This is a genomic window from Paraburkholderia sp. J69-1, from assembly GCF_905220255.1.
In the GTDB taxonomy this organism is placed as follows: domain Bacteria; phylum Pseudomonadota; class Gammaproteobacteria; order Burkholderiales; family Burkholderiaceae; genus Paraburkholderia.
Genome location: NZ_CAJMZG010000001.1, coordinates 118,287 through 144,349, shown reverse-complemented (window position 1 = coordinate 144,349; position 26,063 = coordinate 118,287). Strand labels below are relative to the sequence as shown.

The following is a 26,063-nucleotide window of genomic DNA, read 5'->3' as shown; positions in this document are numbered from 1 at the left end:
TCTACCTGCAACTACCCGCGCGCGATTTCCTGGCTGACCGCATCCCACAATGCCCGCACGAGCGATACGCGAGCGTCGTCGCCTTGAGCGGCGAGCTTGTCGCGATAGAGGCGGATTTCCATATCGAGCGTGAACTGGCCCTCAGGCGCGCCACGCGTGCCGCGATCGAGACGAATCAGCTTGCCCTGCGCGACCGCTTCCTCCACCGCGCTGTGCGGCAGAAAAGCGATGCCGTGGCCGGCCTGCGTCATCGCCTTGAGGCCTTCGGCCATATCGGTTTCGTAGACGCGGTCGAGATAAAGCCGTGTCGGCGCATTGGCGACGATCACCTCGGTCATGCGGCCAAGGTAGGCGTTCGGCGTGTAGGAGAGATACGGCGTGGGCGAGTCGGGCGTGCCCGGCAGCGTGTAGCGCGCGCGGCCCGCGCGTTGCGGCGCCGAGTACGGGCTGATCGATTCGATGCCGAGCGTGAGCGTGTCGTAGCGCGCCGGATCGAGCGTCACCGGATGACTCGGATGGTGATAACCCATCACCAGATCGCAACCGCCTTCGACCAGCGAGAGCACCGCGTCGTGCACGTTGAGTGCGCGCAGACGCGTGTGAATGCGGCCGAGTTTCGCCTCGATACGCTCGAGCCAGCGCGGAAAATACGTGAGCGAGAGCGTGTGCGGCACCGCGAATTCGATCGTCGCGGCGGGCGTGGCCGTGTGACCGCGCAGCACCGTGCGCGCCTCGTGAAACTGCGACAGCATCGCGAGCGCCTGCTCGTAGAACACCTGGCCCGCGGAAGTCAGACGCGTCGGATAAACCGAACGATCGATCAGTTCGGTGCCGAGCCACGCTTCGAGTGCCTGAATCCGGCGCGAGAACGCCGGCTGCGTGACGTGGCGCAGCTCGGCGGAGCGGCTGAAACTATGCGTTTCCGCGAGCGAAACGAAGTCTTCGAGCCATTTGAGTTCCATGCGGGACCGGGAAGCGAATGAGAAGTCCGCATTCTAGGCCCGCGCGCGCCGCTCTGGGGCGGCCATCGGGGAATTCCCAAGGCACCGCGTTACGGCGCGGTTTCGCCCAACGAGCCCTGCAATGGCGCCAGCACATCGCTCCAGTCGCCCAGCATGCTCTGCCGGAACACGCGCGCCAACGGATACCAGACGGAATCGTCGCGATTCTTGCCCCAGCGCCAGTCGGGCGGCGGCGCCGGCAGCACCCAGACCGGCTTGCCGAGCGCGCCCGCCAGATGCGCGACCGAAGTATCGACGGTAATGACCAGGTCCAGATTCTCGATCAGCGCGGCCGTGGCGGCGAAGTCCGACAGTTCGTCGCCGATTGCGTGCAGCGCCACATCGGCGAGCTGGGTCGCGCCGGGTCCCTTCTGGATGGCGAACCAGGCGTTGCCTTCACGTTCCGCGAGCGGTAGCAAGGTCGTGAGCGGCACGGAACGGAACGCATCGAAGTGATGACGCGGATTTCCGGCCCAGACCAGACCAATGCGGCGCAAGCATCTGCACACGCTCGTGCCACGCAGCCGCCTGAGCCGGTTGCGCGTACATGTAAGGCACCGGGGCGTAGATCGGCTCGCCGGGCAGACGTCCCGGCAGGCCCATCACGTCGCACCAGTAGTCGTAATCGCGCGCGATGGTTTCGTCGTCCGGTTTCTCGCTCAGGACGCGGAACGCTCGGCACAGAAGCCACGAGCGAAGCCAGTTCCGGCGCCACCTAGGCATCGAGTGCATCAGCGTGGGCGTGCCGTTCGCGCCCAATGCGCGCGCCGCGCGCAGTTCGGCGATGGTTGCGTCCTTGCGATCCGCCTTGTCCAGCGCGCGCCCCAGATTGAAGGCGAAATGCGCAAATTGCGGGTCGAGCGTACGTGCGCAGCGATAGTGTTGCTCGGCCGCGGCTGCCTGCCCAGTTCCATCAGCGCGTTGCCCAGTTTGTTGTCCGCGTTGGCGAAAGCTGGCGCGTGTTCGATGGCCTTGCGCTGGAATGCCACCGCGCCGGCGTGATCGCTCATGCGCGCGGCCGCCACGCCGCAGTTGCTCAGGCATTTGCTGTCGTGCGGCGCCAGTGCGAGCGCCTAGTCCATCAGCGTGACGGCGCCAACCAGTTCGTTGCGCCCCATGGCGAGCACGCCCAGATAGTGCAGCGCGCCGGCACAGCCGGCATCGCGCGCGAGGGCTCATTCGTAGAGCGCCTGCGCGGCGGGAAGCTGGCCCGCGCGATGTTCGGCAAGACCGGCGGCTACCAATTGAACGGATTCGGCGGCGGAGGAAAGCGCGGAAGAAGCAAGGTCGTGGTTCATGCGGATCGGGGAGCTTGAAGCAGCCAGTGCTGCCGACCCTTCAAAGGTATCGCCCGCGCTTCCCGAAGTCTGTCAGATGAGTCCGAAAACCGTGCCGGACGCCGCGCCGACACCCGGCGTTCCCCACGTCCGCATTGCCGCCCGGCCCCCGTCAGCGTGGTGATAAAATATGCGGCTCCCCCCGGTTCCTTTCTGATCGTAACGTCAGCCGTTACGTCCCCATCATGTCCGACACTCGTCCCGATACCCTCTTCGCGCTCAACGCGCTCTCCCCGCTCGACGGCCGTTACGCCTCGAAAACCGAAGCCCTGCGCGAATGGCTCTCGGAAGCCGCCTTCATGCGCAACCGCGTGACCGTGGAAATCCACTGGCTGATCGCCCTGTCGCAAGCCGGCTTCGCGGAAGTGCCGCGCTTCTCGGAAGCGTCGGAGCAGTTCCTGCTCAAGCTCGCCGAGAACTTCACGGCGCACGACGCCGCGCGCATCAAGGACATCGAGCGCGTGACGAACCACGACGTCAAGGCCGTCGAATACTGGCTCAAGGAATCGGTGAAGGGTCAGCCGGAACTGGAGCGCGCAAGTGAATTTATCCACTTCGCCTGCACCTCGGAAGACATCAACAACACCTCGCACGGCCTGATGATCGCCGGCGCGCGCGAACACGTGATCCTGCCGGCGCTGCGCTCGGTGTACGAGCGTCTCGTCAAGCTCGCGCACACGCACGCCGATCAGCCGATGCTCTCGCGCACGCACGGTCAGCCCGCCAGCCCGACCACGCTCGGCAAGGAAATCGCCAACGTCGCGGCGCGTCTCGCGCGTGCGATCCAGCGTATCGAGAAGGTCGAACTGCTCGGCAAGATGAACGGCGCGGTCGGCAACTTCAACGCGCACCTGTCGGCGTACCCGGAATTCGACTGGGAAGCGTTCTCGAAGGAAGTCGTCGAACAGCGTCTGAAGCTCGTGTTCAACCCGTACACGATCCAGATCGAACCGCACGACTACATGGCTGAACTGTTCGACGCCATCGCGCGCGCGAACACGATCCTGCTTGACCTCGACCGCGACGTCTGGGGCTACATCTCGCTCGGCTACTTCAAGCAGAAGCTGAAGGCCGGCGAAATCGGTTCGTCGACCATGCCGCACAAGGTCAATCCGATCGACTTCGAAAACTCGGAAGGCAATCTGGGTCTGGCCAACGCCACGCTGCGCCACCTCGCCGACAAGCTGCCGGTTTCGCGCTGGCAGCGCGACCTGACCGATTCGACGGTGCTGCGCAATATCGGCGTCGCGCTCGGTTACTCGCTGCTCTCGTACGACGCGCTGATCCGCGGTCTGGACAAGCTCGAAGTGAACCCGCAGCGCCTGAACGAGGACCTCGACGCCACGTGGGAAGTGCTGGCCGAGCCGGTGCAGACCGTCATGCGCCGTTACGGCATCGAAAATCCGTACGAGCAGTTGAAGGAACTCACGCGCGGCAAGGGCATCACACGCGAAGCGCTGCAAACCTTCGTCACGGGTCTCGCGATTCCTGAAGAAGCAAAGCAGCGCCTGATGGAAATGACGCCCGGCTCGTACACAGGCAAGGCTGCCGAGCTGGCAAAGCGCATCGCGTAAGCGTTCACGCTTTTACCGCGCCGCATGAAAAAGGCGCGCCGTTCGAGGTGAACGGCGCGCCTTTTGTCTATCTGGAGCGCGTGCTGCCTGCTGCGCTCTTTATGCCTTCCCGCCTTCTTCTTCCTCGTAGAAACAAAGCCGCTCGGAAAGATCCTTCGCCGCGGACTTCACGCGACCGACCAGCCCCGCATCGACCATGGTTTTTTCGAGGAACGGCCGCGCCACAGTCAGCGTCACCGCCGCCGCGATCAGACCGGAACTGTCGCGCACCGGCGCGCTGATCACCGAAATGCCCGGCTCGAACGACGACTCGCTCACCGCACAGCCTTCCGCCGCGTACTTCTGCGCGCGCTCGTAGACTTCCTTCGCGCTGCGCGGCGTGTACGGCGTGTAGGTGGGCAGCATCGACTCGGGGAACAGCTTGTCGATATCGACCTCGCTGAAGTCGCCCAGCAGCACGTGACCATGCACCGACGCATGCGCCGGAATGCGCGTGCCCACATTCACCTTGATCGTGCTGAGCGTGTTGTCGTGCGTCCACGCCTTGGCGACGAACACCACGTCGCGGCCATCGCGCACCACCAGATGACTCGCGAAACCTGTTTCGTCGCGCAGACGCTCGATCACGGGCGTGCCGATGTCGGTCAGCGCGAGCGAATTCAGATATTCGAAACCGAGCTTCATCACGCGCGGCCCGAGACGGAAGTCGCGGTCGCGGTTCGCGCGCTCCAGATAGCCGAGCGATTGCAGCGTCTGCACAAGGCGAATCGCCGTGGTGCGCGGCAGGTTCAGGCGCTGCGCGATCGCGTTGGGCGTGAGCACCGGATCCTGATGACGGAACAGTTCGAGAATGCGCAGCCCACGCTCCAGCGCGGGCACGAGGTAAGTGTCATCGCTGTCGGGGGCGCTCTCGTGAGTCTCGTTGTAGTCGGACATAAACCTGTGTGATGAGAAGCACGAACAAGCGCGCGGGCTCAATCCTGCGTGGAAGGCGCGGCTTCGCGCGGTTCGGCGGCAGCGCGGGAAGCCGCGCCTGGCACATCCGACGCCGTTTCATCGCCGATCTCGATGCGCTTTACTTCGCCGAGCAGGAAAGTGTAGGCCAGCGCCCCCATCACCGCGAACACGCTGATGAGCCCGAGCGCCCAGCCGAACGAACCGGTCTCGCGCAGGATGAAGCCAATCGCAATGGGCGTAACGATACCAGAGAGGTTGCCCGCGAAGTTCACCGCGCCGCCCGTGATGCCGATCATGCTTTTAGGCGCGATATCGCCGATCAGCGACCACGACGCCGACGCCACGCCCTGCGCGAAAAACGCGAACGACATGATGGCGATCACCACGGCGTTGCTGTCGGTGAGCAGGGAAAGCGTCATCGTGGGCACGAGCAGCAGGCCGGTGATGATCGGCGTCTTGCGCGCGGCGCCCACACTCGTGCCCCGGCGCAGCAGGAAATCGGACAGCGTGCCGCCCGCCACCACGCCAATCGACGCCGCGATAAACGGCACCGCCGTCATGCCGCCCGCCTTCAGCACTGTCATGTGGCGTTCGCTGATGAGGTAGCTCGGGAACCACGTCAGGAAAAAATACAGCGACGAGAGCGACGCGAACTTGCCCATGCAGATCGCGATGATCTGGCGGTTGCGGAACACGGTGGCGAGCTTGCGCCACGGAAACTTCTGCGGCTGCGCGTTCGCCGCGCCCGAATGGCTTGAGCCGACCAGAGCGCCGCCATTGCGGATGTGCGCAAGCTCGGCTTCGCTGACCCACGCGCATTGCTCGGGATCGCGATAAAGCAGATACCACACCCCCGCCCAGACGATGCCGACTGCGCCCGTCGCCCAGAAGATCGCGCGCCAGCCGAACGCGTGCGCGATCCAGAACAGCGCGGGCGTGAGCGCCGCCATGCCGATGTACTGGCCGACCAGATAAACGCAAGTGGCCGTGCCGCGCTCGCGCTGCGTGAACCAGATCGATACCACCCGATTGTTGACGGGGAAAGTCGGCGCTTCGGCCACGCCCACGCCCAGGCGCAGCCCGAAGATCGTCGCGAAGCGCCCGGCGAAACCCTGAGCAACCGTGAACGCCGACCAGACCAGCACGGCCAGTGCATACATCGCGCGCGAACCGAAGCGGTCGACAACCCAGCCGCCCGGGATATTGGCGATCACATAGGTCCACGCGTAGGCGGAAAACAGCACGCCGATCTCGACCGGCCCGAGACCGAACTCCTGTTTGAGCAGCGGCGCGGCCACCGACAGGTTGGCGCGATCCACGTAATTGATGACGGTTCCGACAAACACAAGGAACAGCATCAGGTATCGCACGCGGGTGGGTCGTGTGGCGGCCACGGTGTCTCTCTCCATGTAAAGGATTGGGCGATGAATTAACCATTAGTGGTTTTTTAGAACCATGGATGGAGATGCTATGACTCACAAAACCGACGGTCAAGTCCGGATTTTTTAATTTTTTAATTTTTTACTTGATAAAGCGCAAATCACGCTTTTATGATTTGACAGAAATAAGACCAAATAAAAACAAAATATCCACCTATGGTTAATTCAAGTTCAGCCGGCAGCGTTCGGCGGGCTGTGCTCGTGCCTCCACGGTCAACAACATGAAAAAACAGCTTCTTCTCGCAGGGTGTGGCTTGCTGGTCAGTTCGCTTGCACAGGCGCAGAGTTCGGTCACGCTTTGGGGACAGGTCGACTCCGGACTCACCTACATCAACAACAAGAAGGGCGGCTCGTCGTTCGGCACGGCGTCGGGGATCGGTTCGCCCACGCGCTGGGGCTTTACGGGCAAGGAGGATTTGGGCGGCGGCTACAAGGCCATCTTCATGCTCGAAAGCGGCTTCAACATCAACACCGGCAATCTGATCAAGTCGAACACGCTGTTCGACCGCAATGCCTATGTCGGCATGGAAACGCCCTATGGCACGCTCACGTTTGGCCGTCAGGCCGATCTGATGGACGACGTGGCGATCCGTTATTCGAACGCCTTTTGGAATCGCAATCTATATGCGTTCCACTCGGGCAATCTCGACAGCCTCACCAACGGCTATCAGATCGAAAACGCCGTGAAGTACCGCAGCCCCGACTTTTACGGCTTCCACGCGGGCGCGATGTACGGCTTCACGGGCTCGGACGCGACCGGCCACAGCAGCGGCGGCTATCTGACCTATGACAACGGGCCGCTCTCCGCCGGCGTGACCTACATGACGACGCAGCGACGCGTGCTCGACATGTACACCTACTTCGGCTTCACGAGTTTCCTTGGACAGACGCTCTCGGCCAGCAAGACGTTCCAGTCGAACGAGGTGAACAATCTGGGGATCGGCGCGACCTACAAGATCACCGACGCGCTGCTCGCCAACGCGCTCTACACGCGCACCGACATCAAGGGTGCGAGCGCCTCGACCCATATGCAGAATCAGGATGTGGGCCTGCTCTACCGCTTCACGGCAGCCGAAGCGGTCACGCTCAACTACACGTATTCGCGCATGGGTGGCGATCACTGGAACACGTTCGAGGCGGGCAATCTGTATTCGCTCTCGAAGCGCACGCAGGTGCAGATCACGCTTACGTACCAGAAGGCATCGGGCGAAGGCGCGACGGCGGCGACCTATCCGAACGGCAATTCGTCGACGCAGTCGCAGTTGCTTGCGCACGTCGGCATCACGCATTCGTTCTGAGGCGTCAGAAAACAAAAAGCCCCGGCACGGAGCCGGGGCTTTTCGACTTTGGCAGTCCACTGCGGGCGATCAGCCCACGCGGCGCGCTTCCAGTTGCTTGAGCACATCGTCGACGATCTGCTCAGGCGTGAGTTCGATGCTCACGACGATCGCTTCGTCCGCGCCCGGCGCTTCGAGCGTGTCGAGCTGGCTTTGCAGCAGCGACGGATCGAAGAAGTGACCGGTGCGCGCGCCAAGGCGCTCACGCAGCACTTCGAACGATCCGTTCAGATAGACGAAGCACACGTCATGGTCGCCGCCGCGCAGGATGTCGCGGTACGAGCGCTTGAGCGACGAGCACGTGAACACGGCCGTCTCGTGCGCGTGCTGCTTTTCCTCGATCGCCACGCGGATCGTGCGCAGCCAGGGCCAACGGTCGTCGTCGGTCAGGGGAATACCGTCGTGCATCTTCTTCTTGTTGGCTTCGCTGTGGAAAGCATCGCCGTCGGTGAAGGTGCACTTGAGGCGCTCGGCCAGCATCTCGCCGATGCGCGTCTTGCCGGCGCCCGACACGCCCATTGCAATCAGAATCATCTCTACTGCTCCTCATTCAGCGGAACGCGGCGCCCATGCCCCGCTCCGCCTCACGCAAAATTTCCTGTTACACCACTGCAGAGAGCGCGAACGTCAGTCCGAGGCCCAGCAGCGAAATGATGGTTTCCAGCAGCGACCAGGTCTTGAACGTCTGACCCACGGTCATGCCGAAATATTCCTTGATCAGCCAGAAGCCGCCATCGTTGACGTGCGAGAAGATCAGCGAGCCCGAACCCGTGGCCAGCACGAGCAGTTCGGGCTTGACGGTCACGCCCGCCGCCGAGGCGATCGGCGCGACGATGCCGCAGGCCGTTGTCATCGCCACCGTCGCCGAACCCGTCGCGAGGCGAATCAGCGCCGCCACCAGCCAGCCCAGCAACAGCGGGGACAGATGCGCGGTCTGCGCCAAGTCGACGATCTGCTTCGACACGCCGCTATCCATCAGCACGCGGCCAAAGCCGCCGCCTGCACCGACGATCAGCGTGATCCCGGCGATCGGCGCGAGACATTCGCCGCAGAACTTCTGGATCTGCTCGCGGTTGAAGCCGCGCGACGCACCGAAGGTCCAGAAGCTTACCAGCACCGCGATCAGCAGCGCGACATCCGAAGTGCCGATGAAGTGCAACAGACTGTTAGGCAGCGTCTTCGGCGTGAAGACGAGGTCGGCCCACGAGCCGATCAGCATCAGGATCACCGGCAGCAGGATCGTGAAGAGCGTCACGCCGAAGCTCGGCAGTTCGCTATCCGGCTTCGGTTCCGCCTTGCTCACGAATTGCGCGGACAGCGGATTGTTTTCCGGCAGCTTGATGTGGCGATGAATAAAGAGCGCGAACAGCGGACCGGCGACGATCGCCGTCGGAATGCCGACGATCAGACCATAGGCGATGGTGCGGCCGATATCGGCGTGATACGCCTGCACGGCCAGCAGCGCGGCCGGGTGCGGCGGAATCAGGCCGTGCACGACCGACAGACCCGCGACCATCGGCAGGCCGATCAGCAGCAGCGACTTGCCGGTGCGTTTGGCGACGTTGAACGCGATCGGAATCAGCAGCACGAAGCCCACTTCGAAGAACACCGGCAAGCCGACGATCACGGCGACGCACATCATCGCCCAGTGAATGTTCTTCTCGCCGAACCAGCGGATCAGCGTGGTGGCAATGCGCTCGGCGCCGCCGGATTCGGCCATCATCTTGCCGAGCATCGTGCCCAGACCCACCACGATCGCGATGTGGCCGAGCGTGTTGCCGTTGCCGGTCTCGAACGACTTGACGATCTGATCCATCGGCATGCCGCTGGCAAGACCCAGGAGCAGAGACACGATGATCAGGACGAGAAACGGATAAACCTTCAAACGCGTGATCATGAAGATCAGCGCAGCAATCGCGACGAGCGCGTAAATCAGCAGCGAACTGCCGTGGGCCACTCCCATGAGGCTCCTCTCCAGGTAGTTGTTCATTCCCTTCCGCGGCCACGCGGCGACGCTCAGTGCGTTCCGGGCGGAAGGGGTCGGCCGTCGCCGGGCCGAGATTGTAGAGGTTATAACGGCTTTCGGCGTTATCTGCTCGAAAGACGAGCGAGCCGCGCAAGCCTGACGCCCGGTGGGCGCGGCCTGCGCGGCTCGTATCGAGTATCGGCGCTAAAGCGCTGATTCGGCGCGTTAAATTCGGGGCACGAACGATTGCCGAATCAAGATGCCACGAGCGATGCTTAACGCACCGGGCGCGACAGTTCGCTCGCGGCGCACGCGAGGCGCGTCACTTCGGCCCAGTCCTGGTTGGCAAGCGCGGCCTTCGGCGTGAGCCACGAACCGCCCACGCAGACCACGTTCGGCAGCGCGAGGAAGTTCGTTGCGGTTTCGGCGCTGATGCCGCCCGTCGGGCAGAACTTGAGCGTCGGGAACGGGCCGTGGAACGCCTGAAGCATGTTCAGGCCGCCGGCCGGAACCGCCGGGAAGAACTTGACGATCTCGTAGCCGAGTTCCATCGCGACGATGATGTCGGTCGGCGTCATCACGCCCGGCAGCAGCGGCAGGCCCGCGTCGAGCGAAGCCTGATGGATCTCGCGCGTCAGGCCCGGCGAGACGCCGAACTGGGCGCCGGCCTTCTTCGCCAGCGCGCAGTGCTCGGGCTTCGTGATCGTGCCCACGCCGACGACGATATCCTCTGCGATCTGCGCGGCGCGCTCGATCGCTTCGAGCCCCGCCGCCGTGCGCAGCGTGATTTCCAGCACCTTGACGCCGCCCGCGTGCAGCGCGCGCGAGACGTGCTCACCCTGTTCGGACGTTTCGAATGCCAGCACCGGGATCACCGGGCCGAGGCGGACGATGTCGGCCACCGAGTTTGTTGCCATGTTCAGGCTCCTTGATGATGAATTCAGTTCGTCGCGTGGGCAGCGTGGGTTGCGGAGACGGCGCTCGAAGCCGGCGCATTGACCTCGCCGACCAGCGGGCCGAACACCGTGGCGCCCAGCTCCGCTGGCGCCGCCGTGGCGCGGAACACGCCAAACAGCTCGCGGCCGAAGCCCACCTCATTGCTTTCCTGATGCGCGGGCAGCGCGACCGGACGCGCGTCCCATTCGGCGTCGTCCACTTCGACATCGAGCACACCGGCGACCGCATCGATCACGATCGTATCGCCATCGCGCACTTTGCCGATCGGGCCGTGCAGCAGCGTTTCCGGCGAGACGTGGATCACGGCGGGCACCTTGCCCGACGCGCCTGACATGCGTCCGTCCGTCACCAGCGCCACATGGAAGCCCTTGTCCTGCATCACGCCGAGCAGCGGCGTGAGGCGGTGCAGTTCCGGCATGCCGTTGGCGCGCGCACCCTGGAAGCGCACGACGGCCACGAAATCTCGTTCGAGTTCGCCGCGATCGAAGGCTTCCTGCACGGCTTCCTGCGAGTCGAACACGATCGCGGGCGCGCGCACGGTGCGGTGATTGGGCGCGACCGCCGAAATCTTGATGACGCCGCGGCCCAGACGGCCCTGCATGAGGCGCAGTCCGCCGTCCGGCTGGAACGGCTCGGGCAACGGACGCAGCACGGCGGGGTCGGCGCTCTTCTCCACCGCCGGGACCCACGTGAGCTTGCCGTCGAGCAGCTTCGGTTCCTGCGCGTAGTGGCGCAGACCGTCGCCCGCCACGGTCTTGACGTCTTCGTGCAGCAAGCCGCCATCGAGCAGTTCGCGCACGAGGAAGGCGATACCGCCCGCCGCATGGAAGTGATTCACATCGGCCTTGCCGTTCGGATAGACGCGCGCAAGCAGCGGCACCGACGCCGAGAGTTCGTCGAAATCGTTCCAGTCGATCAGGATGCCCGCCGCACGGGCCATCGCCACGAGATGCAGCGTGTGATTGGTCGAGCCGCCCGTCGCCATCAGCGCGACGATGCCGTTGATCACGGCCTTTTCGTCGACCACATGGCCAATCGGAGTGTAATTGCCGCGCTCGACCGTCAGTTCGAGCACGCGGCGCGCAGCAGCGGCGGTGAGTTCATCGCGCAGCGGCGTATGCGGATGGATGAACGCCGAACCCGGCAGATGCAGGCCCATCACTTCCATCAGCATCTGGTTGCTGTTGGCCGTGCCGTAGAACGTGCAGGTGCCGTGACCGTGATAAGCCGCGGCTTCGGATTCGAGCAGCGCCTCGCGGCCGCACTGGCCGGTCGCGAACTGCTGGCGCACCTTGGCCTTGTCGTCATTCGAGATGCCCGTGGTCATCGGGCCCGCGGGCACGAAGATGGTCGGCAGATGGCCGAACTGAAGCGCGCCGATTAACAGGCCCGGCACGATCTTGTCGCACACGCCGAGACACAGCGCCGCGTCGAACATATTGTGCGTGAGCGCAACGGCCGTGCTCATCGCGATCACTTCGCGCGAGAACAGCGACAGCTCCATGCCGGCATTACCCTGCGTAACGCCATCGCACATCGCCGGCACGCCGCCCGCGAATTGCGCGACGCCGCCGCCTTCGCGGGCCGCCTTCTTGATGATTTCGGGGAAATCCTTGTAGGGCGCGTGCGCCGAGAGCATCTCGTTATAGGACGAGACGATGCCGATGTTCGGTTCGCGGATCGACTTGATAGCGATCTTGTCGCGCCCTTCGAGACCGGCGAAACCGTGAGCGAGGTTCGCGCACGAGAGCGCGCCGCGTGCCGGGAAACGGTCCTGCGCCGCGACGATACGCGCGAGATAGGCCTCACGCGTCGGCTTGCTGCGCTCGATCACGCGCCGCGTGACCTTCATCAACTGAGAATGCGGGGAAACCATCGAATCTCCTTCCTTTTTATCTCACGGGGACGCTCGGGGACACATCACGCGGTCCGGTCAGCGATGGCGCGATGTTAGTAGAAAAACTACATGCTCGCAATCCCGGTTTTGCCCTGGATTCGAATCCTGCAAACGCTGAAAAACTTCCTATAAACCTTTCCCACCAATGATTCAGTGAAACGAGCATTGCTTTGCACAATCCATTCTTGTAGTTTTTGTACATAGGCAACGATCCGCTATAGTCCACGGATCTTTCAGCATAGTGCGAGTTTCCTGATGCTGCTGTCCCAGGTGAAAGCCATTCGCGAGCAATTGCGCCCATCCGAGCGCAAACTCGCCGATTACATCGTCGAAGCGCCGCGCGAACTGCTCGACCTTTCGATGACCGAAGTCGCGCACCGTGCCGGCGTGAGCCAGCCGACGATTGCGCGCTTCTGCCATGCGCTCGGGTTCTCGGGCTTCCGCGAATTCAAGATCCGGCTCGCGCAAGCGGTAGCGAGCGATCTGCCGACCGAACTGCCCGCCGTCTACCGCGACGTGCGCCCCGACGAACCCGTGCCCGGCGTTGCCGCCAAGGTGCTCGACCGCACCATCGGCGCGCTCGTGCAAGTGCGTAACAACCTGTCCACGGATGCGCTCGGCGCGGCTATCGCACTGCTCGCGAACGCTTCGCGTATCGAGTTCTACGGTGCGGGCGGTTCCGGCATCGCGGCGCAGGACATGCAGCACAAGTTTTTCCGGCTGGGCATGCCGAGCGTGGCGTATGCCGATCCGCACACCTTCCTGATGTCTGCAGCACTACTCGGGCCCGGCGACGTCGTCGTCGCGATCTCGAATACGGGACGCACGCGCGACGTAGTGGACGCGGCGCGCACGGCGCTCAATCGCGGCGCCAAGGTGATCGCCATCACGCACGGCACCTCGCCGCTCGCCCGCCTCGCGAGCGTGGGCCTCCACGCGAACGTCGACGAAGACACCGACGTCTTCTCGCCGATGACATCGCGCACCTCGCATCTGGCGATCGGCGACATTCTTGCGGTTGGTGTGGCGCTGCAGCGCGGCCCCGAACTGGCCGAAAAGCTCGCCGATGCCAAAGAGATCATCGCGAAGCGTCGGCTTGATCCTCATGGTTGAGATGGCGGCGCAGACTGACGCTTAGTGCGCACGCAAATAAAAATGCGGACTTCCTAAGGAGTCCGCTTTGCATTTCGGCATGAACTACGTCGCCGACTATCGAAGTTGAGGCATGGCTCACCGGAAGCGACTGCCCTGCGCCGCTACCGGTTGCCATCAGACACTTACCACTGGTACGACATACCGCCGCCGACCGTAGCACCGCCACCCGACGCGTAGCTGCCGCCCGCGTTCGCGCTCGCGCCGAGCGCAACGCTGCGGTCGCCCACTGCCGATACCACATTGCCGATCGCCGTCGTATAGGACGCGTCCGCAGGCGATCGTTCAATGCTCAACAATCTTCTTGACGATAAGTTTTTTGAAGTATTCCCCGGCGAAATCCGCCGCGACAAACGTGACATGCTTGCGGCCACGGCAATGCCCTCGGGCGGCACGCAGCAACTGGAAGACATGCGCGTACAGGTGCTTGACAACGTCGCGGTCGAGACCGGCATCAATCGCTAGACGCCTGCGTCGGGCTACAAGGCAATGGAATATCGCTTCACCGATGTGTTCGTGAAGCGTGAGGATGGCTGGCGCATCGCGGCATCGCGCATGCGCAGGAAGGAAACGGGCAGCATCTGAGCGGCCCGCAGAGAACGGGAAGCGGCGGGAGCGAACCGCCAGAAAGGCTTGGAAGGGTTTAAAGTTACTTAAAAGGGCTTGATCACCGCCAACGCCACGGCGGCCAGCATGCCCAGAACCGGCAGTTCGTTGAACATGCGATACCACTTGTCCGAGCGGCGGTTCTCGCCGCGTTCGAAGGTCTTCAGCAGACGGCCGCAGTACGCGTGATAGCCGATCAGCAGCACCACCACGCCGACTTTCGCATGAATCCAGCCCTGTCCGCGTCCAATCCCCACCACGAGCCACAACCACAGCCCGCACAGCAGCGCGGGCACGGCGATCATCGTCATGAAGCGATAGAGCTTGCGCGCCATGATGAGCAGGCGCTTGACTGCCGCAGGCTCGGTTTCCATCGCCAGATTCACGAAAATCCGCGGCAGGTAGAACAGGCCCGCGAACCACGAAGCGATCAGTACGATGTGAAACGTCTTGACCCAGAGCATCGACATATTTTTCTTCTTGGAAGATTAAGCGCAGCGGCAGCGAGCGATTCGCCGCCGCTGTGGCCAGGTTAGCCGCGAACGCTTATTCGCGGCCTTCGCCGTGACCGAGCACCACGTACTTCAGCGAGGTCAGTCCTTCCAGGCCAACCGGGCCGCGTGCGTGCAGCTTGTCGTTCGAGATGCCGATTTCCGCGCCCAGACCGAACTCGAAGCCGTCGGCGAAACGCGTCGAAGCGTTCACCATCACGCTCGCCGAATCCACTTCGCGCAGGAAGCGCATCGCGCGGTCGTGGTCTTCGGTCACGATCGCATCCGTGTGGTGCGAGCCGTAGGTGTTGATGTGCTCGACCGCATCGTCGAGGCTGTCGACGATCTTCACCGCCAGCACCGGCGCGAGGTATTCAGTGCGCCAGTCTTCTTCGGTGGCGTCGACGAGCGGGCTCACGCCGGCGTCGGCGAGAATCGAACGTGCGGCGGGGTCCACCCGCAGTTCGACGTCTTTATCGCGATAGAGGCGGCCAAGCGGCGGCAGCACTTCGTGCGCAATGCCGCGCGCAACCAGCAGCGTTTCCATCGTGTTGCAGGTGCCGTAGCGGTGCGTCTTGGCGTTGTCGCACACCGTCAGCGCCTTGGCGATATCGGCGCGATCGTCCACATAGACGTGGCAGATGCCGTCGAGGTGCTTGATCATCGGCACGCGCGCTTCGGCCATCAGACGCTCGATCAGGCTCTTGCCGCCGCGCGGCACGATCACGTCGACGAATTCCGTCATGGTGATGAGCTTGCCCACCGCTGCGCGGTCGGCAGTCTCGACCACCTGCACCGCATCCTGCGGCAGACCCGCCGCCGCCAGCCCTTCGCCGATCAGCTTCGCCAGCGCCGTGTTGCATTCGAGCGCCTCGGAGCCGCCGCGCAGAATCGTGGCGTTGCCCGACTTCAAGCACAGCGCCGCCGCGTCGATCGTCACGTTCGGGCGCGATTCGTAGATGATGCCGATCACGCCGAGCGGCACGCGCATCTGGCCCACCTGAATACCGCTCGGGCGGAACTTCAGGTTGCTGATTTCACCGATCGGATCGGACAGCCCCGCGACCTGGCGCAGACCTTCCACCATGGTCTTGAGCGCCTTGTCCGAAAGAGTGAGACGGTCGAGGAACGCGGCGTCGTGGCCCTTCTCCTTCGCGCGCGCGAGGTCGCGGGCGTTAGCGTCCTTGAGCTGCTGCGTCTCGCGCTCGATGGCTTGCGCCACCGCTTCGAGCGCAGCGTTCTTCGCGGCCGTCGAGGCCCGGGCCATCGCGCGCGAAGCCTTGCGGGCGCGGCGGCCGAGGTCGGTCATGTACTGGTCGATATCCATGGTCTCTATTGTGATGCGATGCGGCGTGCCCGGCGCACGGCTGGCGATCCTGCTGCCAGCCCGGCGAGGCGGCTCGGTTCAGATTAGATCGATTTTAAGGCCAGCGGCGCGGCTTTGCTGGGCGCGCTCTGACAGATCGGGCGTGGCACATGCCGTAAAAGGCATGACGCTCACAAGCGGAAGCAGGTGCCGGGAAGTGGCTCCGGCCAACCTGGACGGTCAGCCTGGCCTGCGCCCCGGCCCTGCGGTGCGCGGTCGTGCCGCAGCAGCGGCAGCCGCGGCGGCGGCGGCTGGGCTTGCCCCTGGCCCGCCCGGCCGGGCACGTGCTGGAGCCGATGCCGCACCAGCGCGAGCGCCCGCAGCGGGACACGCAGCCGCACCGGCATCGCGCGGCGAAGCCACGGTCATCGCCAGTTCGAACAGGCCGTCCCAGGCATCGGGCGGCAGCGCATTGCGCCAATCGCCGCGCGCTTGCCCCGACAGGCCCTTGACCTGCCGGTCCAGACGCGCCGCCAGCGCAAGCCCACGCTCCAGCGTCGCCTCGGTCAGACGCGCAAGCGCCGGTCCGATCAGGCGCTCGCGCGGCCCCCAGACCCGGTTTTCGCGCAGCAGCACGGCCAGCGGCTTGCCCGCCGCCACGCCACGCTTGATGCGCAGCAGCGTGCGGACTTCTTCGACGACCGCCCACAACACCAGCACCGCGGCCTCGCCCTCCCCTTCCAGCCCGTCAAGCATGCGCGTGAGACGGCCGACATCGCCGGTCAGCATGGCTTCGTTGAGCTTGAAAACGTCGTAGCGCGCCACGTTGAGCACGGCATCGTGAATCTGTTCGAAGCTCAGCACCCCTTGCGGATACAACAGACCAAGCTTCTGGATTTCCTGATGCGCTGCGAGCAGATTGCCCTCCACGCGTTCAGCGACGAATTGCAGCGCGCGCCGGCCATCTTCGCCCGGCGCCACGCGCTGGCCTTGCTGACCAAGGCGCTGGCCGATCCAGTTCGGCAGCGCAGTGCGCTCGACCGGATCGATCTTGATCGCCACGCCGCCATCGGCGAGTGCCGTGAACCACGCGGATTTTTGCGTGGCGGCGTCGAGGCGCGGCAGCGTAACGAGCGTCAGCACGTCAGGATTCGCCGATGCCTTAGCCGACGCAGCGAGCGTCTTCAACGCGTCCGCGCCTTCCTTGCCTGGCTTGCCCGACGGAATGCGCAACTCCACCAATTGGCGGTCGCCGAACAGCGACATCGACTGGCTCGCGCCCAACAGCGCGCTCCAGTCGAAACCGCGCTCGACGGTGAACACCGAACGGTCGGTGAAGCCGGCCGCCCGCGCGCTCGCGCGAATGCGGTCGCACGCCTCCTGGGCGAGCAAATGCTCGTCGCCGTAGACGACGTACAGGCCGGCCATCCCTCTGGCGAGATGCTGCTCGAGTCCGTCCAGTCGCAATTGCATGGCGTGTGCTTCAGATAAAAGTCGAGCCGCGCATTACAGCGGCGGCGGCGGCAGCGGCGCGCCCGGCGAGACGCCCGGCACCACCTGATCCGGCGTGGGATTCAGCGTCTTGAGCACGGCCAGACGGCGCGTGAGCTGGTCCACCGCATCGTTCTGCATATCTGCGAACAACAGGGCGGATTCGCTCACCTTCGCGGTCGAGTACTGGTCGCTATAGGTCATCGCGCGGTTCAGCGCGATCGTGCTCGGCTGGATCAGCGGCGATCCATCCTTCGCGGTGAGCGCGTAGTTCAGCGAATAGTTGACCTGATATTCCTCGACCACGCCGAGCGAGCTCAGCGTGAGCGTGCTGAAGCTGCGCGACTCGCTCACGTGCAGGACGGCGTCAGCATTGGCGGCGGATTCGACCACCACCGAATCGCTGCCGCCTTCGATCATGCGCGTAAGGCGTGCGTTCACGGGCGGCGGCGCACCGACGATGGCGAGCCGTTTGAACGCGTAGTTCTGCTCCCCACGCAGCTGGAAGCCGCACGCCGAAAGCATCAGCGCGCTGCTGGCCAGTAACAGAAACGATCTGCGAATCACATGGACTCCCTGGTTCGCGACAGATTCGGAACGACGGCGCTGCGCGATCTTTCCGACCTCGCAGCACCGCCCATACATCACATCTTCAAGCTCAGACCACCACGTTCACGAGGCGGCCCGGCACGACGATGATCTTCTTCGGCGCGCGGCCTTCCGCGAACTTGACGGTCATTTCGTGCGCCATTGCCGCGGCTTCGATCACGTCCTTCGCAGCGTCCTTCGCAACCGTCACGGCGCCACGCACCTTGCCGTTCACCTGCAGCACGAGTTCGATCTCGGCCTGTTCGAGCGCCTTTTCGTCGACCTTCGGCCACGGCGCGTCGAGCAGCGTGCCATATTCGTCGGCGTAACCGAGTTCCTTCCACAGTTCGAACGTCAAATGCGGCACGACCGGATACAGCACGCGCAGCAGCACGCCGAAGGTTTCGCGCTGTACGCCTGCGCCCGCTTCCTTCGCGCTGTCGATGGCGTTGAGCATCTTCATCGCCGCCGACACAACCGTGTTGTACTGCAGACGCTGATAATCGAAATCGGCCTGCTTGAGCACGTTATAGACTTCGCGGCGCAGGGTTTTTTCGCCTTCCGTGACCGTGGCTGCGTCGAACGTTGCGCGCGACTTGATTGCTTCGGCGTTCGTCACGCCGAACGACCAGACGCGGCGCAGGAAGCGGCTCGCGCCTTCCACGCCCGCGCCGGACCATTCGAGCTGCTGCTCGGGCGGCGCGGCGAACATCGTGAACAGACGCGCGGTATCGGCCCCGTACTGGTCGATCAGCACCTGCGGATCGACGCCGTTGTTCTTCGACTTCGACATCTTTTCGACGCCACCGAGCACCACCGGCTGGCCGTCGCTATTGAGCGTCGCGCCGACCGGGCGGCCCTTGTCGTCGTGCGTCACGGTCACGTCGGCCGGGTTGTACCAGCTCTTCTTGCCCGACGGATCTTCGCGGTAGAAGGTTTCGTTGAGCACCATGCCCTGCGTGAGCAGGTTCTTGGCCGGTTCGCCGAACTTCACGATGCCGAGGTCGCGCGAGACCTTCGCCCAGAAACGCGAGTACAGCAGGTGAAGAATCGCGTGTTCGATACCGCCGATGTACTGGTCCATCGGCATCCAGTAGTCGGTGCGCTCGTCGACCATCGCCTGTGCGTCCGGCGCGGCGTAGCGGTAGAAGTACCACGACGAGTCCACGAAGGTGTCCATCGTGTCGGTTTCGCGCTTTGCATCGGCGCCGCAAGTCGGGCACTTGCAGTTCAGGAACGCTTCCGACTTCGCCAGTGGGTTGCCCGTGCCGTCCGGCACGAGGTCTTCTGGCAGCACGACCGGAAGGTCTTTCTCCGGCACCGGCACGTCGCCGCAGCTCGGGCAGTGGATGATCGGGATCGGCGTGCCCCAGTAGCGCTGGCGCGAGATACCCCAGTCGCGCAGACGCCACGTGACCTGCTTGTCGCCGAAGCCTTGCGCCTTGAGGTCGGCCGCGACGGCGTCGACCGCCGCCATGTAGCCCAGACCGTCGTACTTGCCGCTGTTCACGGTGACGGCGCGTTCCTTGTCGCCGTACCACTCCTGCCAGCCGTCGAGCGAGTAGGTCTCGCCTTCGACCGCGATCACCTGCTTGATCGGCAGATCGTATTTCTTCGCGAACGCGAAATCGCGCTCGTCATGGCCCGGCACGCCCATCACGGCGCCTTCGCCATAGCTCATCAGCACGTAGTTGCCGATCCACACCGGCACCTGCTCGCCCGTGACCGGATGCGTGACGGTGAAGCCCGTGGGCATGCCCTTCTTTTCCATCGTCGCGACGTCGGCTTCGGCGACGCTACCGCTCTTGCATTCTTCGATGAACGCCTGCAGTTCCGGCTTGTCCTGAGCGATGCGCGTGGCGAGCGGGTGCTCGGCGGCGACCGCGCAGAAGGTCACGCCCATGATGGTGTCGGCGCGCGTGGTGAATACGCGCAGCAGCTTCTTCTCGCCATCGAGTTCGTACGGGAAACCGAAGTTCACACCGAAGCTCTTGCCGATCCAGTTCTGCTGCATGATCTTGACGCGCTCGGGCCAGCCGAGGCCGTCAAGGTCGTTCAGCAGTTCATCGGCGTACTGGGTGATGCGCAGGTAGTACATCGGGATTTCGCGCTTTTCCACCAGCGCGCCCGAACGCCAGCCGCGCCCGTCGATCACCTGCTCGTTGGCGAGCACGGTCTGGTCGACCGGGTCCCAGTTCACCGTGCCGGTCTTCTTGTAGGCGATGCCCTTTTCGAGCATCTTCAGGAAGAACCACTGGTTCCACTTGTAGTAGTCGGGCTTGCAGGTGGCGATTTCGCGCGACCAGTCGATGGCGAGACCCATCGCCTTCATCTGGCCCTTCATGTACTCGATGTTGTCGTACGTCCACTGCGCCGGCGGCACGCCGTTGGCCATCGCCGCGTTTTCGGCGGGCATGCCGAACGCATCCCAGCCCATCGGCATGAGCGTGTTGTAGCCGTTCATGCGCAGATAGCGGTACATCACGTCATTGATCGTGTAGTTCCGCACGTGGCCCATGTGCAGCTTGCCCGACGGGTACGGCAGCATCGAGACGCAATAGAACTTGGGCTTGTCGGCCTTTTCGGCCGTCCGGTAAGCGTCGCTGGCACGCCATTCGCCTTGCGCGGCGGATTCGACGTCGGAGGGAACGTATTTTTCGAGCATGGTGTGGATGGGAAAACGCAGATTCGGCTGAAACGGGCCTGCGGCGGCATGCGAATGCGCCTGAAGGCGTCTGGCGCACTGCACCGGCCGGCGCGACCGTCTGACGATGGTCGGGCGCGACGTGGGCAGGGCCCCGTTTTTACAGGGAAACGCTGATTATACCGTTGACTTGGCCGCGCTCTCCGCTGGCTTTTCGAATGGCGCGAATTGGGGAAATTCGGCGGCTGGAAAGGCGCAGGCGACGATCAGTGGCCGCTCGGTGCCCGCTCAATGCTGAGCGGCGGGCGGCGGCGGTTCGGTCACGAAGCCGATGCGCGCAAGACCGGCCTGCTGCGCCGCGCTCATCACCTGGGCGATGACGTCGTAGCGCGTATCGCGCGCGGCGCGCAGTTGCAGTTCGGGCTGCTGCGCCTCGGGCTGCTTGCCGGCCTCGGTAAAGCGCTGGCGCATCTCGTTGAGGGACACGGGCTGGGCATTCCAGAACACCTTGCCGGCGGCGTCAATCGAAAGCGTGACGGTCTGCGGCGTCTGCTGCACGGCGTCGGCGGCGACCCTCGGCAGATCGAGCCGGATCGCATGCGTGAAAAGCGGCGCGGTAATAATGAAGATGACGAGCAGCACGAGCATGACGTCGATCAGCGGCGTCATGTTGATCTCGGCCATCGGTGCCGAATCGCGCTTCTTTTCGAGTCCGCCGAATGCCATTGCGTCGCTCCTCGCGGCTTTTGCGCGTTCAGTACGAACCGGCGCGCGCAGGATCGCGCGGTGCAACCTCGCGCCGCGGCGCGCCGCTGTCGGGTGCGCAGGCGTAGGCGTGGAGATCGTGTGCGAAGCCATCGAGATCGTCGCCGATCTGGCGCGCAAGACGGCCGAGGATGTTATAGGCCAGCACCGCCGGAATCGCGACGACCAGACCGAACGCGGTCATGATGAGCGCCTCGCCCACCGGCCCGGCGACGTTTTCGATCATCGCCTGGCCGCTCGCGGCGATACTGCCGAGCGCGTGATAGATCCCCCAGACCGTGCCGAGCAGGCCGACGAACGGCGCCGTGCTGCCCACCGAAGCCAGCAGCACCTGGCCGAATTCGAGCCGTCGCTGTGAAGCCTGGAGCGCGCCGCGCAAGGCGCGCAGCACGCGCTCGCTGCAATCGACGCGGGCCAGCAAGACACCCGCCGGATCGGTTTCCGTCACGGCCAGCGCGGCTTGCGCGAGCGGCAGAAAAACACGCTCGCGATCGAGCACACGCATCGCGCTCACGCCGTCCGTGAGCGAATGCGCCTGCCAGAACCGCGCCACGGCGCGCGGGCCTTGACGCTTCGCGCGCACGAGCACCCAGCTTTTCACGATCAGGAAGCACCAGCTCGCGATCGACATCGCCAGCAGCACCCACGCCACGGCATGCGTGACGGCGTCGCTGGTCTGCAGATAGTGGATGACTCCGTTGCTCGCTGCCATCGGACCTCGCGTGTGATGTCGCGGCGTGCGCCGCACGGCCGGCCCGGCGCGGCTGGCCGGGTCCGAATACTACAAAAGCGGCTACTGAAGCGCTTGCAAATACGCTTGCCGAAGCGCCGCCTGACGCTTTTAGCGCAGGCTGAGCACGTCCTGCATATCGTACAGGCCGCTCGCCTTGTCCTGCAGGAACAGCGCCGCACGCACGCTGCCTTGCGCGTACGACAGACGGCTCGACGACTTGTGCGTGATCTCGATACGCTCGCCGATACCCGCGAACAGCACCGTATGGTCGCCCACGATATCGCCGCCACGGATCGCCGCAAAACCGATTGTCGACGGATCGCGCTCGCCGGTCACGCCTTCGCGGCCATAGACAGCGCATTCGTCGAGGTTGCGGCCGAGCGCGTTCGCCACCGCTTCGCCCATCGCCAGCGCCGTGCCCGAAGGCGCGTCGACCTTGTGGCGATGGTGCGCTTCGATGATCTCGATGTCGTAACCTTTGTCGAAAAACTGCGCGGCGTATTCCAGCAGCTTGAGCGTGACGTTCACGCCCACGCTCATATTGGCCGCAAACACGACGCCCACCTTCTGCGCGGCGGCGCCAAGCTGCGCCTTCTGCTGCGCGTCGAAGCCGGTCGTGCCGATCACCATCTTCACGCCATGGCGCTGGGCGGCTTCGAGATGCACGAGCGTGCCTTCCGGACGCGTAAAGTCGATCAGGCAGTCGCTTTGCGAGAAAACCTGCTCGATGTCGTCGGTGATGCGCACGCCGGTGTCTTTGCCGAGGAACGCGCCCGCGTCCTGGCCCACAGCGGCCGAACCCCTGCGCACGAGCGCACCCGAAAGCGTGGCGTCAGGCGTATTCAGAACGGTTTCGATCAGCATCCGGCCCATGCGGCCCGACGCTCCGGCGATTGCGATTTTCATGACTGTTCCTGCGATGGTGTGACCGGCAGCCCGGCTCGTGCCCGATTCTTGGCTGTTTCGTGCCCGATTCGTGCTCAATGACCGCGCCCCGCTGACGGTTCGCCGGACATTTTTCGAGATAGTTGCTGCCAAGGATAGCCGCTCTGGACGGCTAAAAGCGAAACGGCGGCCCGAGAGCCGCCGATGGAACGGGCCCGGCGCGCAGCGCCAGGCCTGAAGCGAGTGAAGCTCACCCATTTTCGCCGATCCGGTTCAATCCGCCCGAAGCCCAACTGGCGCTTCATCGCGGATCAAGCCGGCCGGGCGACGATCAGTTGCCCGTCGTGTCCGAAGCCGGCACCTGCGGCGGCGCGGTCAGCGGCGAGTTGTGCGACGGCGGCAGCACGGCGGCGTTGGAGTCGCCGGTACCCTGCGCACCCGTGGTCGGGCCCACCGGATTCGGCTGCGGCACGCCCTGGATCTGCGGCGGCGGCGAGCGGTGCAGCTGGACCTGCGCGGGCATGGTGCCCACGTTCGGCGGCAGCGCCGACGAGGTAGGCGTACCTGCGCGCACCGAAGGCGTCAGACCCGATGGCGTCTGCACGGCATCCGTTGCGCGGTTCGCGGCGGCGGCGGCCTGAGCATTCGCGTCCTGCGGCAGTTGCGAGGTCGCAGTGCCCAGTTCCGACGAAGGCGTGCGCGCTGTATCCGGCACGGTCGGGCCGCCGGCGCTTGTGCCGCTGGCCTGAGCCGCTGAAGCTGCCGACGCGCCGGAAGCACCCGCAGCCATCGCCGCCTTGTACTTCTTGCCCATCTTGTCGCCATCGATTTCGGCGAGCAGCTCGAGGTTGGACGGCAGATCTTCGCCGCCCGACCAGCTCGACACGCGATCGCCGTCGAACATCACGACGAAGTCGCGCTGCTGGACCACGGCGGTCGAGCCGCGCTTGAAGTAGAAGACGTAGTCCCAACGATTCGAGTGGAACATGTCGGTCAGGAGCGGCGTGCCAAGCAGTTGCTTGACGTCCGCGCGCGACATGCCCACCTTCATCTGCGCCGCGGCTTCCGCCGAAACGAAGTTACCCTGAACGATCGTGATGCGGTACGGCGTGATGCTCTGGGCGACGCGTTGCGTCAGGCTGTCATAAGTGGAACAACCGGCGAGCGCCGCGAACGCGGCCGCAGCCAGCAGGGTGCACGCCAGGCGGCCGCCATTCAGACGTCGGCCGATCATAGTGAATTCTGGAATCATTTCCCTCACCGTGCGGGCTTTTCGCTAAGCCGCGCGTGTTCTGTAGAAGTTCGTTCGAAGTTCTGCCGAAGATGCCCGTAACGGCAAAAACGCATTAACATAAGAACCCAGCATTGTACTCCAGGGACTTATCGTCATGACCAATCCAACCGATCTCAAGAACATCGGCCTCAAGGCGACCTTACCGCGCCTCAAGATCCTGGAGATTTTTCAGCACAGCCCGGTGCGTCACCTCACCGCCGAAGACGTCTATCGGAACCTGCTGAACGAGGAGCTGGACATCGGCCTCGCCACGGTTTACCGGGTTCTCACGCAGTTCGAGCAGGCTGGCCTGCTCACCCGCAGCAACTTCGAATCGGGCAAAGCCGTCTTCGAACTCAACGAAGGCAGCCACCACGATCACCTCGTATGCCTCGATTGCGGACTGGTCGAAGAATTCTTCGACCCCGAAATCGAAAAGCGCCAGCAGATAATCGCCAACGAGCGCGGCTTCAAGCTTCAGGAGCACGCGCTCGCGCTGTACGGTGCGTGCACCAAGGAAAACTGCCCGCACCGCAAGCATTGAAGCATGCACGGCGGCGGCAGGAAAATGCCTTTCCTGTAAGTTGCAGCAAGAAAAAACCGCCCCTCGGGGCGGTTTTTTTGTACTTCGAGCTAGGCGATGCCAGCTTACTTCGCGTTTGCGAGTGCCACAGCCGTGTCCAGCATGCGGTTCGAGAAGCCCCACTCGTTGTCGTACCAGCTCGACACCTTGACCAGACGGCCCGAGACCTTGGTCAGCGTGGCGTCGAACGTCGACGATGCCGGGTTGTGGTTGAAGTCGATCGAAACCAGCGGTGCGGTGTTGTAGCCCAAGATGCCCTTGAGCGCGCCTTCCGAAGCTTCCTTCATGATCGCGTTGACTTCTTCGACCGTCGTGTCGCGCTTGGCGATGAACGACAGGTCGACGATCGACACATTGATCGTCGGGACGCGGATCGCGTAACCGTCCAGCTTGCCGTTCAGTTCCGGCAGCACGAGGCCGACAGCCGATGCCGCACCCGTCTTCGCCGGGATCTGGCTGTGCGTGGCCGAGCGAGCGCGGCGCAGGTCTTCGTGGTACACGTCCGTCAGGACCTGGTCGTTCGTGTAAGCGTGGATCGTGGTCATCAGACCCGTTTCCAGACCGATCTTGTCGTTCAGCGGCTTGACGAGCGGTGCCAGGCAGTTGGTCGTGCACGATGCGTTCGAGATGACCGTGTCCGTAGCCTTCAGCACTTCGTGGTTCACGCCGTAGACGATGGTCGCGTCGACGTCCTTACCGCCCGGCGCCGAGATGATGACCTTCTTCGCGCCGCCCTTCAGGTGGGCGCTGGCCTTTTCCTTGGTGGTGAAAAAGCCCGTGCATTCGAACACGATGTCGACGCCCAGCTCGCCCCACGGCAGTTCTGCCGGGTTGCGGTTGGCCAGCACGCGGATACGGTCGCCGTTGACGACGAGGTAATCGCCGTCCACCGACACTTCGCCCGGGAACTTGCCGTGTGCCGTGTCGTACTGCGTCAGGTGCGCGTTGGTCTTCGCGTCACCCAGGTCGTTGATCGCGACGATCTGGATGTCGTGCTTCTTGCCGTTCTCGTAGAACGCACGAAGCGTGTTGCGGCCGATGCGGCCGTAGCCGTTGATTGCGACGCGAATCGTCATGGTTT

At 64.1% G+C, this 26,063-nt stretch carries 25 protein-coding genes; 6 read left to right on the top strand and 19 right to left on the bottom strand.

All coding sequences use genetic code 11. The features are described from left to right. Nucleotides 1-11: 11 nt before the first annotated feature. Together U5A67_RS00735 and U5A67_RS00730 are read right to left on the bottom strand one after the other, a co-directional pair. The gene (locus U5A67_RS00735; RefSeq protein ID WP_321815949.1) at nucleotides 12-962 is read right to left on the bottom strand and encodes a LysR family transcriptional regulator; all 951 of its coding nucleotides are present in this window, start codon (nucleotides 960-962) and stop codon (nucleotides 12-14) included. Nucleotides 963-1,051: 89 nt separating this feature from the next. Next, nucleotides 1,052-1,498 carry a glycosyltransferase family 9 protein gene (locus U5A67_RS00730; RefSeq protein WP_321815948.1) on the bottom strand — a complete coding sequence of 149 codons (447 nt, stop codon included), beginning with the start codon at nucleotides 1,496-1,498 and terminating at the stop codon, nucleotides 1,052-1,054. Between the two features lie 369 nt (nucleotides 1,499-1,867). Between U5A67_RS00730 and U5A67_RS00725 the strand changes: the two genes are divergently transcribed. Both U5A67_RS00725 and purB read left to right on the top strand, forming a co-directional pair. Next, nucleotides 1,868-2,317: a hypothetical protein gene (locus U5A67_RS00725; RefSeq protein ID WP_321815947.1), complete on the top strand. Its 450-nt coding sequence runs from the start codon at nucleotides 1,868-1,870 to the stop codon at nucleotides 2,315-2,317. Nucleotides 2,318-2,523: 206 nt separating this feature from the next. Next, nucleotides 2,524-3,912, top strand: a complete 1,389-nt coding sequence (gene purB / locus U5A67_RS00720) for an adenylosuccinate lyase (protein WP_321815946.1) — start codon at nucleotides 2,524-2,526, stop codon at nucleotides 3,910-3,912. A gap of 99 nt (nucleotides 3,913-4,011) precedes the next feature. Here the strand turns inward: purB and U5A67_RS00715 are convergent, their stop codons facing one another. After that, a complete protein-coding gene (locus tag U5A67_RS00715) occupies nucleotides 4,012-4,848 on the bottom strand; it encodes an IclR family transcriptional regulator (RefSeq protein ID WP_321815945.1) in 837 nt (278 codons plus the stop codon). A 38-nt stretch (nucleotides 4,849-4,886) separates the two neighbouring features. Further along, nucleotides 4,887-6,278: an MFS transporter gene (locus U5A67_RS00710; protein ID WP_415767522.1), complete on the bottom strand. Its 1,392-nt coding sequence runs from the start codon at nucleotides 6,276-6,278 to the stop codon at nucleotides 4,887-4,889. Between the two features lie 251 nt (nucleotides 6,279-6,529). On the opposite strand from U5A67_RS00710, the gene U5A67_RS00705 reads away from it, so the two are divergent. Next, entirely contained in the window at nucleotides 6,530-7,606 is a 1,077-nt protein-coding gene (locus U5A67_RS00705) for a porin (protein WP_321815944.1), read from the top strand. 69 nt (nucleotides 7,607-7,675) lie between these two features. On the opposite strand, the gene U5A67_RS00700 is transcribed toward U5A67_RS00705, so the two are convergent. The 4 genes from U5A67_RS00700 to edd all read right to left on the bottom strand — a co-directional run bounded on the left by U5A67_RS00700 (nucleotide 7,676) and on the right by edd (nucleotide 12,444). Continuing rightward, complete coding sequence (locus U5A67_RS00700; protein WP_321815943.1) at nucleotides 7,676-8,179, bottom strand: gluconokinase; 504 nt, start codon at nucleotides 8,177-8,179, stop codon at nucleotides 7,676-7,678. A 67-nt stretch (nucleotides 8,180-8,246) separates the two neighbouring features. Next, the gene (locus tag U5A67_RS00695; RefSeq protein ID WP_321815942.1) at nucleotides 8,247-9,608 is read right to left on the bottom strand and encodes a GntP family permease; all 1,362 of its coding nucleotides are present in this window, start codon (nucleotides 9,606-9,608) and stop codon (nucleotides 8,247-8,249) included. A 278-nt stretch (nucleotides 9,609-9,886) separates the two neighbouring features. Continuing rightward, nucleotides 9,887-10,528 carry a bifunctional 4-hydroxy-2-oxoglutarate aldolase/2-dehydro-3-deoxy-phosphogluconate aldolase gene (gene eda, locus U5A67_RS00690; RefSeq protein ID WP_321815941.1) on the bottom strand — a complete coding sequence of 214 codons (642 nt, stop codon included), beginning with the start codon at nucleotides 10,526-10,528 and terminating at the stop codon, nucleotides 9,887-9,889. A gap of 23 nt (nucleotides 10,529-10,551) precedes the next feature. Then, entirely contained in the window at nucleotides 10,552-12,444 is a 1,893-nt protein-coding gene (edd, locus tag U5A67_RS00685; protein WP_321815940.1) for a phosphogluconate dehydratase, read from the bottom strand. Between the two features lie 276 nt (nucleotides 12,445-12,720). Here edd and U5A67_RS00680 point away from each other — a divergent pair, with 276 nt between their 5' ends. Continuing rightward, entirely contained in the window at nucleotides 12,721-13,578 is an 858-nt protein-coding gene (locus U5A67_RS00680; RefSeq protein ID WP_321815939.1) for a MurR/RpiR family transcriptional regulator, read from the top strand. 164 nt (nucleotides 13,579-13,742) lie between these two features. Here U5A67_RS00680 and U5A67_RS00675 read toward each other — a convergent pair whose 3' ends face one another. Beyond that, nucleotides 13,743-13,913 (bottom strand): hypothetical protein, encoded by a 171-nt coding sequence (locus tag U5A67_RS00675; RefSeq protein ID WP_321815938.1) that lies wholly within the window; start codon nucleotides 13,911-13,913, stop codon nucleotides 13,743-13,745. Here U5A67_RS00675 and U5A67_RS00670 point away from each other — a divergent pair. Further along, nucleotides 13,906-14,082 carry a DUF4440 domain-containing protein gene (locus U5A67_RS00670; RefSeq protein WP_321815937.1) on the top strand — a complete coding sequence of 59 codons (177 nt, stop codon included), beginning with the start codon at nucleotides 13,906-13,908 and terminating at the stop codon, nucleotides 14,080-14,082. The genes U5A67_RS00675 and U5A67_RS00670 overlap by 8 nt on opposite strands. 188 nt (nucleotides 14,083-14,270) lie before the next feature. On the opposite strand, the gene U5A67_RS00665 is transcribed toward U5A67_RS00670, so the two are convergent. From U5A67_RS00665 to U5A67_RS00625, 9 genes are all read right to left on the bottom strand, one after another. Continuing rightward, the gene (locus U5A67_RS00665; protein ID WP_205981447.1) at nucleotides 14,271-14,693 is read right to left on the bottom strand and encodes a CopD family protein; all 423 of its coding nucleotides are present in this window, start codon (nucleotides 14,691-14,693) and stop codon (nucleotides 14,271-14,273) included. A gap of 76 nt (nucleotides 14,694-14,769) precedes the next feature. Beyond that, nucleotides 14,770-16,041, bottom strand: coding sequence for a glutamate-5-semialdehyde dehydrogenase (locus U5A67_RS00660; RefSeq protein ID WP_321815936.1), 1,272 nt, complete (start codon nucleotides 16,039-16,041; stop codon nucleotides 14,770-14,772). 219 nt (nucleotides 16,042-16,260) lie between these two features. Next, entirely contained in the window at nucleotides 16,261-17,493 is a 1,233-nt protein-coding gene (holA, locus tag U5A67_RS00655; RefSeq protein WP_321815935.1) for a DNA polymerase III subunit delta, read from the bottom strand. Nucleotides 17,494-17,526: 33 nt separating this feature from the next. Then, entirely contained in the window at nucleotides 17,527-18,078 is a 552-nt protein-coding gene (gene lptE / locus U5A67_RS00650; RefSeq protein WP_205981450.1) for an LPS assembly lipoprotein LptE, read from the bottom strand. 91 nt (nucleotides 18,079-18,169) lie between these two features. Then, nucleotides 18,170-20,764 carry a leucine--tRNA ligase gene (leuS, locus tag U5A67_RS00645; protein ID WP_321815934.1) on the bottom strand — a complete coding sequence of 865 codons (2,595 nt, stop codon included), beginning with the start codon at nucleotides 20,762-20,764 and terminating at the stop codon, nucleotides 18,170-18,172. 267 nt (nucleotides 20,765-21,031) lie between these two features. Continuing rightward, entirely contained in the window at nucleotides 21,032-21,469 is a 438-nt protein-coding gene (locus U5A67_RS00640) for a biopolymer transporter ExbD (RefSeq protein ID WP_321815933.1), read from the bottom strand. Nucleotides 21,470-21,497: 28 nt separating this feature from the next. After that, entirely contained in the window at nucleotides 21,498-22,220 is a 723-nt protein-coding gene (locus U5A67_RS00635) for a MotA/TolQ/ExbB proton channel family protein (RefSeq protein ID WP_321815932.1), read from the bottom strand. A gap of 129 nt (nucleotides 22,221-22,349) precedes the next feature. Next, nucleotides 22,350-23,147 (bottom strand): 4-hydroxy-tetrahydrodipicolinate reductase, encoded by a 798-nt coding sequence (gene dapB / locus U5A67_RS00630; RefSeq protein WP_321815931.1) that lies wholly within the window; start codon nucleotides 23,145-23,147, stop codon nucleotides 22,350-22,352. A 310-nt stretch (nucleotides 23,148-23,457) separates the two neighbouring features. Then, entirely contained in the window at nucleotides 23,458-24,360 is a 903-nt protein-coding gene (locus U5A67_RS00625) for an outer membrane protein assembly factor BamE (protein ID WP_321959665.1), read from the bottom strand. A gap of 154 nt (nucleotides 24,361-24,514) precedes the next feature. On the opposite strand from U5A67_RS00625, the gene fur reads away from it, so the two are divergent. Further along, nucleotides 24,515-24,943 (top strand): ferric iron uptake transcriptional regulator, encoded by a 429-nt coding sequence (fur, locus tag U5A67_RS00620; protein WP_205981456.1) that lies wholly within the window; start codon nucleotides 24,515-24,517, stop codon nucleotides 24,941-24,943. Nucleotides 24,944-25,047: 104 nt separating this feature from the next. Here fur and gap read toward each other — a convergent pair whose 3' ends face one another. Beyond that, a complete protein-coding gene (gene gap, locus U5A67_RS00615) occupies nucleotides 25,048-26,058 on the bottom strand; it encodes a type I glyceraldehyde-3-phosphate dehydrogenase (protein WP_205981457.1) in 1,011 nt (336 codons plus the stop codon). Between the last annotated feature and the right edge of the window lie 5 nt (nucleotides 26,059-26,063).